This is a genomic window from Mammaliicoccus sp. F-M27 (genome assembly GCF_022387115.1).
Classification (GTDB): Bacteria; Bacillota; Bacilli; order Staphylococcales; family Staphylococcaceae; genus Mammaliicoccus; species Mammaliicoccus vitulinus.
In genome coordinates this window covers 25239-39015 of the sequence record NZ_JAJNIE010000017.1, presented here as the reverse complement: position 1 = coordinate 39015, position 13777 = coordinate 25239, and the positions used below count along the sequence as shown (strand labels likewise).

Here is a 13777-nt window from a genome sequence, read left to right as displayed (position 1 = left end):
AATCGTCCTTCGTTAGAGATTGTCATCAATCCATTAAAAGAAATGATGGCTATGCGTCCAGATTTAAGCTATCGTTTAACGATACACTCAGGTCAAGGTTGGCATTATCAACATTCGCAATACACTAAATTATTAAAAGCAAATAAAGTATTTCAAAGTATGTCTAGAAAAGGTAATTGTTTAGATAATTCAGTTATGGAAAACTTTTTCGGACTACTTAAACAAGAGATGTATTATGGTCAAGAATTCGAAGATTTTCAGCAACTAGAACAAGCTATACATCGTTATATTCATTTTTATAATAATGAAAGAATCAAATCAAAATTAAAAGGCTTATCTCCTAAAAAATTCAGGAAACAAACCTTTCAAATATCATACTAAAAAAGTTCAACTTTTTGGGTTCAGTACAGTCTTGGATTAACTCAGTACTTAACTCACGTCAATAGGTGTATAGTTAGTATCTTACAATATTGTTAATGTTGTAAAATACTTATTTTATAATGTTATAATTAAATAGATAATAAATGTTTAAAGGAAAGGTTGGGAAATATGTTCTTAGCTTGGAATGAAATGAGAAGAAATAAGACGAAGTTTGGTCTAATCATTGGTGTGCTTGTCATGATTAGTTATCTGCTGTTCTTATTATCTGGTCTTGCAAATGGCTTGATGAATATGAATAGGGAAGCGGTTGATTTATGGAAAGCTGATGCTATTGTATTGAATAAAGATGCCAATCAAACGGTTGCTCAATCTTCTATCAATACTGATGATGTCGATGGGAAATTTGATAAAAGTGAAGGCTTGAAACAAACTGCAGTCATTGCGTCAGATGGAAAATTAAAAGAAAATGCGACTGTATTTGGTATAGATGGCAAAGGATTCTTGATGCCTAAATTAGAAGATGGAAAACTTTTTGAGAAAAGTAACGAAGTTGTGGCAGACCATACTTTGAAAACAAAAGGTTTTAAAATTGGTGATGAATTATCACTTTCTAATAGCGATGAAAAACTTAAAATAGTTGGTTTCTCAGAAAGCTCAAAATTCAATGCATCACCAGTATTATTTACGAGTAATGAAACGATAGGTAAGTTAAATCCGATGCTTAAAGGAGATAATATTAACGCACTTGTCGTTAAAGATAAAAATTGGAATGATGTTCAATTAAATAAAGACTTGGAAGTAAATGAAATAGAAGATTTCATTACAAACTTACCGGGTTATCAAGCGCAGAATTTAACGTTAACATTTATGATTGTCTTTTTATTTGCGATATCTGCGATGGTTATAGGTATTTTCTTATATATTATCACGCTACAAAAGAGAAACTTATTTGGCGTATTAAAAGCACAAGGATTAACGAATGGCTTTTTAGCAAGATCAGTTATGAGCCAAACGATTATTATCGCTTTAATAGGAACATTGATCGGCTTAGGTTTAACTGTATTAACAGGAGCATTTCTACCAGAAGCAGTACCTATTAAATTTGATTACTTAACAATGTTTATATACGGAATTGCATTAATATTGGTTGCGATTTTAGGAAGTTTATTCTCCGTATTGAGCATTAGAAAAGTAGAGCCATTGAAAGTCATAAGTTAGGAGGAACTTGTCATGTTAGCATTTGAAAATGTAAGTAAATCATTTAAAGACGGTAATCGAACGATAGAAGCTGTAAAATCTACAAATTTTAATTTGGAAAAAGGTGAGCTCGTCGCTATTATCGGTCCATCAGGTTCCGGGAAAAGCACACTTTTAACGATGGCTGGTGCACTACAATTACCATCAGAAGGTACGGTATCAATAAATGGACAAAAAATTAATCAATTTAATGAAAAGCAGCTTTCTAAATTAAGGTTAAAAGAAATTGGGTTTATTCTGCAAACGAGTAATCTCATTCCATTTTTAACTGTGAAACAACAATTTGAATTACTTAAAAAAGTGAAAAAAGGTGTCATGAAAGAAGACGAGCATAAAAGGTTATTAAATCAACTTGGACTTGATAAAATATTAACTCAATTGCCAAGTGAAATATCAGGTGGACAAAAACAAAGAGTAGCAATTGCGAAAGCATTATATACGAACCCGTCTGTGATACTCGCAGATGAACCAACAGCTTCATTAGATACAGAAAATGCTATAGAAGTAATGGAAATATTGAAAAGAGAAACAAAAGAACTCAATAAGTTATGTATTATCGTGACGCACGATGAAAGATTAACAACATATTGTGATAAAGTCTTTAAAATGGTCGATGGAGAATTGAAACAGCAATAATTAAAAAAGCCGCAGAAATTCATTGTAAAAAATGAGTTTCTGCGGCTTTTTCTCATGCCTTAAAAGGTATATTTAGTGATAGCTTCTTAACGCTTGTTCCATAATATCCCATACTAAATCGACATCTACTTCAGTAGCGAAATAGGCATTTGGTTTATGACGATAAGTATTGTTCAAATCGACTGACATTGTACCATATGTTAATGTACTTTGATTTTCGATTTGGATGTATGTGTGTTGTAGCTTAAATATATTTGGATTAAGTAAATATAAAATTGTACAAGCATCATGAATAGGGCCACCATCCATGTCGAATGCTTCTTTATACGTTGATTGGAAGAATTTTAATAATTCTACAACAAAGTTTGATACTTTATTCTCAATACGACTAAAACGATCGATGACAGTACCATCTGCTAATAATTGATGTGTGACATCTAATCCGAAGACGACAATGGGAATACCACTTTTAAATACTTTTTGAGCGGCTTCTGCATCTACCCAAATATTAAACTCTGCTGTTGGTGTCCAGTTCCCAAAAGTGCCGCCACCCATCAGGACAATTTCTTGTATATTGCCCGCGATTTTAGGCTGTTGAATAAGCGCCATTGCAACATTCGTTAGTGGGCCAGTTGCGACGATCGTTACAGGTACATCACTGTTCAAAACGTGCTCAACTATAACATTTACACCGTGTTTGTTTGTAGCTTTTAAATTTGGCTCTTTCGGCAATTGAGGACCGTCTAAACCACTTTCTCCGTGAATACTTTCAGCAAAAGCCGCTTCTTTAATTAAAGGTCTATCCGCACCTGTAGAAACAGGTATATCTCCACGATTAATAATGTCTAATACATTTAATGCGTTCGTTGTATTCTTATCAACTGATTGATTTCCTGCAACAGTTGTAACGGCGACAATGTCTAACGGACTTGTTTTGGCGCCAGCTAATATTAACGCGATGGCGTCGTCATGTCCTGGGTCACAATCCATAATTATTTTTCTGTTTTGTGTCATCCAAACACTTCCTTCTTAATAAATAGTGTCTTCACATCATTATACTAAAGCGATTTCATGTTAACAAAATATACGAATAAAAGATTAATTTAATTTATTTAAAAATAAGGTCTTGTCTTTTATGCGATTAAAGTATATAATTTTAAATCGTAAACGTTACTATTTGTAAAAGGAGTGTATGAGATGAAAAAATGGATGGGGTTACTATCAATTGTCTTTGTTCTTTCTATTGTATTAGCAGCATGTAATCAATCGGACAGCAAAGATCATGATTCAGATAAATTAAAGGTTAAGACGACAGTTTATCCACTTAAATCTTTCATTGAACAGATTGGTGGTAAACATGTAGATGTTGAATCTATTTATCCAGCAGGAACAGATTTACATAGTTATGAACCAACGCAAAAAGATATTTTAAACGCGAGTAAAGCAGATTTATTTGTTTATACAGGTGACGATTTAGATGCCGTAGCAAAAAAAATAGCAGCAACTATTAAACAAGATGATAAAAAATTATCCCTTCAAAATAGTATTGATCAAACAGAATTGTTAACAGATCAACATGAACATGAAGGTGAACATGAAGATGAGCATGAAGGTCATGATCACGAACATGAAGGGCATCATCATGGTGGTTATGACCCACACGTTTGGTTAGATCCTAAACTGAACAAAGATATGATTAAAGGTATTAAAGACGAATTAATTAAAAAAGATCCTGATAACAAAGCATATTATGAGAAAAACTTTAAAAAGTTAAATAAAGATTTAACAGATATTGATGATGAGCTGAAAGATATAACGAAAGATCATCAAGGTCATACAGTATTTATCTCTCATGAATCTTTAGGCTACTTATCTCAACGTTACGGATTCGTTCAAAAAGGTGTTCAAAGTATGAATGCTGAAGATCCAACACAGAAAGAATTAACTGAAATTGTTAAAGAGATTAAAGAAACAGATGCTAAATATATTCTTTATGAAAATAATATTTCATCTAAAATCACAGATACGATTAGAAAAGAAACAGATGCTAAACCATTATCATTTAGCAACATGGAATCTTTAACTAAAGAACAATCAGACAACAAAGACCTTTCTTATCAAACTTTAATGAAAGAAAATATTAAAAATATCGAAAAAGCATTAAATGATAAAATCAAAACTAAAGACAATAAATCCGAAGCAGCACACGATAAAGCAATTGAACAAGGATATTTTAAAGACGAACAAGTTAAAGATCGTAAGCTTTCAGATTACGAAGGAGACTGGCAATCTGTTTATCCATATTTAAAAGACGGTACGCTCGATGAAGTGTTTGAACATAAAGCAGAAGAAGGCGATATGTCCGCTAAAGAATATAAAGCGTATTACGATAAAGGATATAAAACAGATATAGAAAATATTAAAATAGATCAAAATAAAATGAGCTTCACTAAAAATGGTCATACCACAACTGGAGAATATGAATACGATGGATATGACATCCTTAAGTATGAAAAAGGAAATAGAGGTGTAAGATACACTTATAAATTAAAAGGTGAAGCAAGTGATGATTTACCGAAATATGTACAATTTAGCGATCACAATATTTATCCTAAAAAAGCAGTACATTTCCATATCTTTATAGGCAACGATAAAGAAAAAGTATTAAAAGAATTAGACAATTGGCCAACATATTACCCTTCAAAACTCTCTAAAGATGAAGTGAAAGAAGAAATGTTAGCACATTAAAAATAGGGTCTGGGACATAAATGTCCTAAACTATCATGATTTTGTAACGTGCATGCTTGCCTGTGGTTGCTTTATGAATATGGCTCGAGCCTGTAGTCTCTCTCTCATACTATTCCCCCGGGCGTCAGCACTTTACAAAATCAGAAACATAAAATCACCCAATCCGAAAATAATGCCAACGGATTGGGTGATTTATTTTAAGTTGGGATTTATGTCCCAAACTCTATTTATTTTTGGGGCTTGTATAGCTATATCATATTAAAAATATAGATATAAGTTTATCTTTTATGCTATTTATCTATATACTTAATACATAAAGGGGGGATATACTTATGACTAATATTTATGATGATCCGGAATTTTTTAAAGGTTATAAAAGTAAGAGAAACAATCCTTTAAGTTATAATGAGGTTGTTGAAATGCCTGAAATGAAAAGACTAATGCCTAATTTAGAAAACCAAAATATTCTTGATATAGGCTGTGGAATGGGGAATTTAATAAGTTATATTCTTACACATAACCCTAAACATATAACTGGTTTAGAACAATCTCAAAATATGATTAATGAAAGTCGTAAGAAATTTAAATCAATGCCAGTGACACTACATCACACAGAATTTATGGCATTTATTACAGAAGAAAAGTTTGATGTCATTGTGTCATCACTTGTATTTCATTATATAGAGGATTTTAGAAAATGTTGTCAAAAATTAAGCCAATTGCTAAATAATGGGGGCGTCATTTTATTTACTATGGAGCACCCTATACAAACAGCGACTATGGATCCAGAAGTAAAAAAACAAGATGAAAACGGTGTATATTTACGGATGGAAAATTATTTTGATGAATCAATACGATCTGCTAACTGGCTTGGTAAAAATGTTGTTAAATATCATCATACAATTGAGACTATTTTTAATAGTTTAATTGGTCACGGTCTGGAAATTGAATGTGTAAAGGACCTTGGACAATCAGAAGAAGTATTTAAATATTATGATGAAGACAAAATAAATAGTTTGAAACAATACCCTCCATTTCTGCTAGTTAAAGCAAGGAAAAAAGAGTTTTGAAATACAAAAATACTGAGATTTAAAAATGTCCTCCAAAGTGGACAGTAAAAAAATAAAACTTTGAAGGGAGCATATCAAGATATCGTGCGATTTTGGTAAAATCTGGATAAAATGCACAAAGACTCAAAAGATATCGTACGATTCTGGTAAAATCTGGATAAAACGCACGAAGACTCAGAAGATATTGTGCGATTCGAGCGAAATCCAACCCAAATCGCACCAAGAAAACAAAAAAATCCAACTGCTGAGTCAGTTGGATATTTTCGTTATATAAGATAATGACTGAGTTAATAACAACCGCGCTATTTTTAAACTAATTTCTTTCTTATTTTACCTGAAATGATATCTATCACTGCTACCATAATCACTAAACCAATGAGTATGATACCTACGCGATCCCATGTTCTAGTTTGTAGCGCAAATATTAATGGTGTTCCGATACCACCTGCGCCGATTAAGCCTAAAATGGATGCTGATCTCAAGTTGAGCTCGAATCTATACAGTACTAACGAAATATAGGATGGCAAGATTTGAGGCACTACTGCAAACATTAATGTTTTAATGGAGTTTGCACCACTGGCTACTAATGATTCAGTAGGACTTAAATCTAAATTTTCGAGGTCTTCTGCAAATAATTTACCCATCATACCGATTGAGTGAATACCTAATGCGAGCACACCTGAAAATGACCCTGGTCCGACTGCTTTTATAAAAATGATTGCCATAACGATTTCTGGGAATACACGGATGACGCTTAAAATAAATTTACTTGTGCTGGAAACGGCTTTGGATTTGACCATGTTTTTTGCAGCTATAAAAGCTAATGGTATACAGAATATTGCTGATAAAAATGTACTAATGACTGCGATTGCGAATGTTTCTAAAAGTCCGCGTAATAAATCCTCACCTTCAGGTATGTATACATAAGACCAATCTGGATGGATCAAACCATCTAAAATTGAACGCATAATTGTTCCGGATTGCTCCTTTATTTCAAATGCAGGGATACCTAAGAATGCCCAAATTAATAAGATGAAGACGATAATGGATGATAACCAGCGATATAATATATTGTTTTTTTGAGTAGGGGACTGAAGTCGATTTGCTTTGTTTGTCATACGAGTTTCTCCCTCACTTTCGTGCTAATGATATCTATAATGACTACGATAATAAGCGTTACGAGAATGATTGTGAACGTCTTTTGATATTGGAATAAACCTAATGTTTGATCGTAATACAAACCAATACCACCAGCACCAACTAAACCAAGTACGGCTGCTGCTCTTATGTTGATTTCAAATGCGTATAATACATAAGACATATATGGTGCGATTGCTTGTGGAATAACAGCATATGTAATCCATTTGAGCTTGTTTGCACCTACTGCTGTCATCGCTTCTAAAGGACCGTCATCAATGCTTTCTAAAGATTCATACATCAGTTTAGAAATAATGCTGATAGATAAAATGATAATGGCTAAAATACCTGGAATTTGACCAATACCAAAAATAGCTACAAAGACGGCTGCCAATAATAAATCAGGGATTGTTCTCACAATGTTTAAAATAAATCGACATGGAACAGAGATCCAGGTTGATTTGATAACATTGTTTGCACATAGCATAGAAATAGGAATGGATATAATCGCCCCGATAAAAGTACCGACAATGGCCATACGAATTGTGTCTAACATTGGCTTTGTAATATTTGATAAATAACTTATATCTGGTGGGAACATGTTTTTAAAGAGTTCCAACATTTGAGGAATGCCATACATTAAGTCACCTAAGCTAAATTTCGTATATAAAAAGCTCCATATAACTAAAACGGCTACTATTACTATTGCAAATAAGTGTTTTAGGGAAGGTTTACGTTCCAAATAAGGTTCTATATAATCTTGTTCCTTATCCATTATTTCACCCCTAACTTTTCATCACTTTTAATATGACGTCCATATATTTCTGCGAATGTGTCGTCGTTTGCTTCAGAAGTAGGGCCATCAAACACTAATTCTCCAGCACGTAATCCGATTATGCGAGAACTGTATTCACGGGCTAAATCTACAAAATGTAGATTAATAATAATCGTGATACCAAGCTCTTCATTGATGCGCTTTAAATCGTCCATAACTTGTTTAGTAGTGAGTGGATCCAATGAAGCAACTGGTTCATCAGCGAGTATAATAGATGATTCTTGGCAAAGGGCACGTGCAATAGAAATTCTTTGTTGCTGACCACCAGATAATTCATCTGATCGACTAAAAGCTTTTTCTAAAATGTTGACTCTATCTAATGCTTCTAATGCTTTACGCTTATCCTCTTTAGGAAACATGCCAAGTACCATTTTCCAAGTGGGGTGATAGCCTACGCGACCACTTAGGACATTTCTAATGACAGAAGAACGTTTCACTAAATTGAAATGTTGGAAAATCATGCCGATATTACGTCTCATCGCTAATAAATTTTTACCAGTAGCTTTCGTAATAGATTTACCTTCGATGATGATTTCTCCATCTGTAATATCATGAAGTCGATTGATTGATCGAAGGAGGGTGGATTTACCTGCACCAGACAAACCTACAATGACTGCAAAATCACCTTTTTCTATATTTAAATTAATGTTATCGAGGCCTTTATGACCATTTTTATATACTTTTGTAACGTTTTTAAATTCTATTTGACTCATACGAATCACCTTTCATGTAAATAAAGAGCCCAACTCGCTAAATAGGAGCTGAGCCTTTATATTAGAATATTTATGCTTAAATCTTATTTTTCGTTATCATTAACTTTTTTACCGTAGTCACGCACGATATCAAATTTAGAGTCTTTACTATCTACGTAACCTTCATGGCTATAAACTTCACTTACAATATCATGGCCTTTGTCTGTTTTTGCGATATCTTTAAATGCTTTGTTTAATTTATCGCGCCATTTATTATCCATATCACTGCGAACTGAGATCGTGTCGTTTGGAATAGGTTCTGTTAATTTAACAATTTCAGTATCTTTAAATACGTTAGGTTGGTCTTTCTTTAAAATGTTTCGTGCATCTTGGAATGTGACGGCTACGTCAACATCTCCATTTAATAATGCGATAATTGCTTGGTCATGACCTTTCATATTGGTAATATCCATATCATTCATTGGGTCAATACCTGCATCTATTAATTCAGCTACAGGATACGTGTAACCAGCAGTTGATGAAACATCTTGTAATGCTATTTTCTTACCTTTCATATCTTTTAAAGATTTAATGTCTGATCCTTTTTTTACAATGAATTGTGATTTATACTCATCGACTAATTCATCGCTGTTTGAACCATCTTTTTTAACGCCATAACGTTGTGCTTGTAATAACACATCCGCTGCTTTTTGATCATGTGCTAAAGTATATGCTGTTGGTGGTAAAAACCCTACATCTACCTTTTTAGATTTCATGGCTTCTACAATAGTATTGTAATTTGTTGATACAGATACTTTGACTGGAATGCCCAATTCATCTGATAGTAATTTCTCTAATGGTTTCGCTTTAGCTTCTAACGTATCTGCATTTTGAGAAGGTACGAATTGTACTGTTAATTCTTTAGGCTTGTAGTCTCCACCTTTTTTGTTACCCGATGTCTTTGATTCGATGCTAGATTCCCCATTGCCGCATGCCGCTAATACAAATATTGCGCCTAGTAAAAAGATGAATAGGCGACTCACATACTTCTTTTCCCTCATAAAGTTCCGCCTCCGAATATGTATTCTAATGTCCTACATATGAAATGCTATCATACTAAAAATACATATTTTGTTTGAAATTGGTAAACTATGTAAAAGTTCTGTTATGTATATGAAGTACAATAAAGTTATATGTATTTTGATGTAAAATATAGTTAATTTTCATTTATTTTAATTTTTTTAAACTAAAATGGAATTATCAAAGATAAAGGAGTGTCACAATGTCTTATTTTAAAAAGTTAGCTTTAATCGGTATGGTTTCTATTGCAACATTATCAACTGAAGTCGCGTATGCGGGTGAAGCGCCAGTTATTGGTGATGATAATAGTAAAGGGCAAGTTCTAGTAGATAATACGCACGGGCAAACTGCTGGAGCTGCTGATTGGGTGATAGATGGCGCATTCTCAGATTATGCCAATTCAATTGCTAATCAAGGTTACCAAGTTAAAGAATTACGAGATCAATCAGGTATTACAGCGGATAGTTTAATCGAGACGTCTATACTTGTCATACCTGAAGCAAACATTCCATTTAAATCAACTGAACAGCAAGCCATTTTAGATTACGTTAAAAATGGAGGAAGTGTCATATTCATTTCCGATCATTATAATGCAGACCGTAACTATAACAGAATTGATTCATCTGAAATCATGAACGGTTACAGACGAGGCGCGTATGATGACATAACTAAAAATATGACTGAAGCTGAAAAAAATTCAGAAGCGATGCAAGGCGTTACTAATTCTGACTGGTTATCAGAAAATTTTGGTGTAAGATTTAGATATAATGCATTAAATAACGTTAAAGCAACGGATATCGTGCAAGGTGAAGAAGGATTAGGTCTTGGCGAAGGTGTTCAATCCGTATCGATGCATGCAGGTTCAACATTAGCGGTTACCAATCCTAAAATTGCAAAAGGTATCGCATACTTACCAGATAATTTAACGGAAGCAGATAAATGGGGTCATGCGGTAGATCAAGGTGTATATAATGGTGGCGGTAAAGAAGAAGGAGCATACATAGCTGTTTCTAAAGTAGGTAAAGGTAAAGCAGCATTTATAGGGGATTCTTCAATGGTTGAAGATATTACACCTAAATATAAAAGAGAAGATAATGGTAGTACAAAGAAAACATATGACGGATTTAAAGAAGAAGATAATGGTAAGTTACTTAATAATTTAACAACTTGGTTAGGTAAAAAAGAAGATTATACAACATTTGAAGCATTAGGCATTACATTAGATCAAGAAACGACATTACTAGACTCAGAAATACCAGAGAACAGTAAAGAAACACAAGCTGAACCATGGTCTCAACCGAAAGACGGTTACGAATGGTTTAATAGTGAAACCTTTGCACCGGGAAGTTATGGAGGCCCAGAAAATGCTGGTGGTGACGATGATAACCCGGGAAATAATCAAGGTACAGCTACTTTAGAGTATCCTGAGTCAGTAGTAAGCGGTGAAACTTTCAAAGTGACATCAACATTAAATGGGTACGATATTAATAGTACAATTAATGATTTGAAGCTAGGAATGTATACTGAAGGTGGTCAACAAATAGGTAAGATTAGTCTAGACGGACAACAAGCGAGTAATTATGGTTATAGTCAGCCAACAGCAGTCAAAACTGATGGTGAAGGCAATGCTCAAGTTACATTCACAGTTGAAGTTAAAGAGGGCGTATCTGGAAACGCTAACATTAGGTTGAAACAAGGCAGTACAAATGTAGTGACAAAACCAGTAACAGTTCAACCATAAGTGATGGGGTTTGTGAAGAGATTGGGATTGTAGTGGGGCCGGGGGTCTGGATTGGGGTCTGAATGTTGCAAGTTTGGTGAGTCTTGCAACATAGATCATGTATTTAAAAGAAAAAAATGAAAAATGGTAGCTCCTAGAGCTACCATTTCAGATCGTGGACAAACCAAGCGTATTCAAACGTTTGGTTTGTTTTTTTGTCTTTTTTACATGTTTCATTCAAATATTTTACTAAAAAAGTTCAACTTTTTGGGTTCAGTACAGAAAATGCTCAAGTCGTGAGTTAATTCCGGAGTTAATCCAAGAAATTGCCTAAGTCGTGAGTTAAGTCCGAAGTTAATCCAAGACATCGCCCAAGTCGTGAGTTAAGTATTGAGTTAATCCAAGACATCGCCGAAGTCGTGAGTTAAGTCCGAAGTAAATCCAAGACATCGCCCAAGTCGTGAGTTAATTCCAGAGTTAATCCAAGACATTTTTGTACATACTTAGATTGTCGTTTTTGTACATATTTAAATTAGCATTTATACCAAGACATTGACCAATTCCTGAGTTAATACACCACTTCAAAATCCAAAACATTTGGTATGGATTCAACCGAGTGATTTTGTAAATATTGAATGATTAATGCTGCACCTTCTTGTTGTATTTCTTTTACAATTTGATTGGCATTAAACATATGGTAACCGCCGCCACCAACTGATCTATAGTTGTTGATGACTATTTTGTATGTTGATTTTATATCTAAAGGTTTACCTTTAACTAAAATGTTTTGAGCGCGTTCTCCTATAGGTTGTCTAATATTTAATGTATAAGATAACCCGCCAAACATATCGTAGTTGAAGTGTTGTGGTTTTGGTTCTAGAAATGCTGGGTTAACGGTCAGTTCATTATTTGAAATCTCGAAATATGATGCAGAGCGTTCTAAAGCTAGCTTTAAATCGTACCCAGTTACTTCAAGTACATTGAATGTGTTTGGGAACGGATAATTGTTTATAATATCTCTCATTGTGACGTCATTTCCGAAACCTGTTGCCGAATCAAATAAAGCTGTTGCTGAAATATCTGCGCCGCTTGCTTCCATCTGTACATAATTTAATAAATTGATTAAAGGATGTGGTTTCGTCCTTGCTGTAAAATGATCTTCAACATACATTGGAGTTGAAAAATGGGTGATGTTTTGGTCTAACCATTCATTAACTTCATCATTTATTTTTAATACTTTATCTTCAACATTAATGCTAGGTTCTTCCTCTTTAACATATAAAATTTCACTATGAGATGAGAAAATTTGATGTGTTGTTTCGTCGATTGTTAAAGTGATTTTGCCGAGACAATCTCCTTTTGAACCTGGTTGTATAATTTCGGTTTGGTTTATTTTTTCAGCAATTTCGCGGTGTTGATGGCCAGTAATTAAGACATCTATTCCTTCTACTTCATTAAGTAAATCATAACCTTCATTCTCTCCAGTGATTAATTCAGTTGGTTCGCCAGTTTGAATGTCTTTCTCAAATCCGCCGTGATAGCATACAACAACTATATCCGATAGATCTCGAACTTCTTGTATGAGTTTAGACGCTGTTTCCTTAGCTGGTTGAAAAGATAATGCTTCGATTGTTTCGGGTTTTTCCCAATTAGGTATGTATTGCGTCGTTAACCCTATAACGCCAATTGTTATATCGCTTTTATCAATATAAATAACGTCATGACCTGTAAATGGTTGGTTATCTTTTAAAATATTTGCGGATAAAACAGGGAAATTAAATGAATTGAGCGTGTCATACAAATAAGGTAAACCATAATTAAATTCATGATTGCCAATTACAGCAAAATCAAAGCCGACTTTGTTATATATATCACTTAAATCTTTACTTGAATGCAATTGAGAATATAAATATGAACATAGCGGCGAACCTTGTAAAAAGTCGCCATTATCCATCACAATTACATGTTCATGCTTGTTTTTAATATTATCTATCATGGTTTTTATTTTTAATAGACCTTTCGGTAAATCTTGATGAGATGCTTGATAATCTGTTGGAAAGATATAACCATGGATATCACTAACTGTTAGTATTACGACTTCTTTCATTTTTAATGCCTCCAATTTTGGATATTACCTCCATTATATCGATTAAATGTCATCGTATTATGAATGTCATACTAAGAAACTGTAAAAATAAGATAAGTGAAGAATTTCTGAATT

12 protein-coding genes are annotated in these 13777 nt (G+C 33.6%); 6 read left to right on the top strand and 6 right to left on the bottom strand.

The window, feature by feature from the left end; genetic code table 11:
• The 3 genes from LQ598_RS12625 to LQ598_RS12615 form a co-directional block, all read left to right on the top strand.
• On the top strand, positions 1-381 hold a 381-nt coding region (locus LQ598_RS12625), incomplete at its 5' end, for an IS3 family transposase (RefSeq protein ID WP_239745646.1).
• Between the two features lie 168 nt (positions 382-549).
• Positions 550-1599: an ABC transporter permease gene (locus LQ598_RS12620; protein ID WP_107536730.1), complete on the top strand. Its 1050-nt coding sequence runs from the start codon at positions 550-552 to the stop codon at positions 1597-1599.
• Between the two features lie 12 nt (positions 1600-1611).
• Complete coding sequence (locus LQ598_RS12615) at positions 1612-2274, top strand: ABC transporter ATP-binding protein (protein ID WP_016913004.1); 663 nt, start codon at positions 1612-1614, stop codon at positions 2272-2274.
• Positions 2275-2346: 72 nt separating this feature from the next.
• On the opposite strand, the gene LQ598_RS12610 is transcribed toward LQ598_RS12615, so the two are convergent.
• Complete coding sequence (locus LQ598_RS12610; RefSeq protein WP_107559369.1) at positions 2347-3288, bottom strand: nucleoside hydrolase; 942 nt, start codon at positions 3286-3288, stop codon at positions 2347-2349.
• A 183-nt stretch (positions 3289-3471) separates the two neighbouring features.
• Here LQ598_RS12610 and adcA point away from each other — a divergent pair, with 183 nt between their 5' ends.
• Both adcA and LQ598_RS12600 read left to right on the top strand, forming a co-directional pair.
• Entirely contained in the window at positions 3472-5022 is a 1551-nt protein-coding gene (gene adcA, locus LQ598_RS12605; protein WP_119596163.1) for a zinc ABC transporter substrate-binding lipoprotein AdcA, read from the top strand.
• Positions 5023-5354: 332 nt separating this feature from the next.
• The gene (locus LQ598_RS12600) at positions 5355-6092 is read left to right on the top strand and encodes a class I SAM-dependent DNA methyltransferase (RefSeq protein ID WP_239745644.1); all 738 of its coding nucleotides are present in this window, start codon (positions 5355-5357) and stop codon (positions 6090-6092) included.
• A 308-nt stretch (positions 6093-6400) separates the two neighbouring features.
• On the opposite strand, the gene phnE (LQ598_RS12595) is transcribed toward LQ598_RS12600, so the two are convergent.
• The 4 genes from phnE (LQ598_RS12595) to LQ598_RS12580 form a co-directional block, all read right to left on the bottom strand.
• Complete coding sequence (gene phnE, locus LQ598_RS12595; protein ID WP_107536726.1) at positions 6401-7210, bottom strand: phosphonate ABC transporter, permease protein PhnE; 810 nt, start codon at positions 7208-7210, stop codon at positions 6401-6403.
• The gene (gene phnE, locus LQ598_RS12590; protein ID WP_239745642.1) at positions 7207-8004 is read right to left on the bottom strand and encodes a phosphonate ABC transporter, permease protein PhnE; all 798 of its coding nucleotides are present in this window, start codon (positions 8002-8004) and stop codon (positions 7207-7209) included. The genes phnE (LQ598_RS12595) and phnE (LQ598_RS12590) overlap by 4 nt, the downstream gene beginning before the upstream one ends.
• On the bottom strand, positions 8004-8777 hold the full coding sequence (phnC, locus tag LQ598_RS12585; RefSeq protein ID WP_119596165.1) for a phosphonate ABC transporter ATP-binding protein: 774 nt from the start codon (positions 8775-8777) through the stop codon (positions 8004-8006). Before phnC ends, phnE (LQ598_RS12590) begins: the two co-directional genes overlap by 1 nt.
• Positions 8778-8860: 83 nt before the next feature.
• Positions 8861-9817: a phosphate/phosphite/phosphonate ABC transporter substrate-binding protein gene (locus LQ598_RS12580; protein WP_107557374.1), complete on the bottom strand. Its 957-nt coding sequence runs from the start codon at positions 9815-9817 to the stop codon at positions 8861-8863.
• A gap of 221 nt (positions 9818-10038) precedes the next feature.
• On the opposite strand from LQ598_RS12580, the gene LQ598_RS12575 reads away from it, so the two are divergent.
• On the top strand, positions 10039-11577 hold the full coding sequence (locus tag LQ598_RS12575; RefSeq protein WP_239745640.1) for a GldG family protein: 1539 nt from the start codon (positions 10039-10041) through the stop codon (positions 11575-11577).
• A 547-nt stretch (positions 11578-12124) separates the two neighbouring features.
• Here the strand turns inward: LQ598_RS12575 and LQ598_RS12570 are convergent.
• Positions 12125-13663 (bottom strand): bifunctional metallophosphatase/5'-nucleotidase, encoded by a 1539-nt coding sequence (locus LQ598_RS12570; protein WP_239745638.1) that lies wholly within the window; start codon positions 13661-13663, stop codon positions 12125-12127.
• Positions 13664-13777 lie beyond the last annotated feature (114 nt).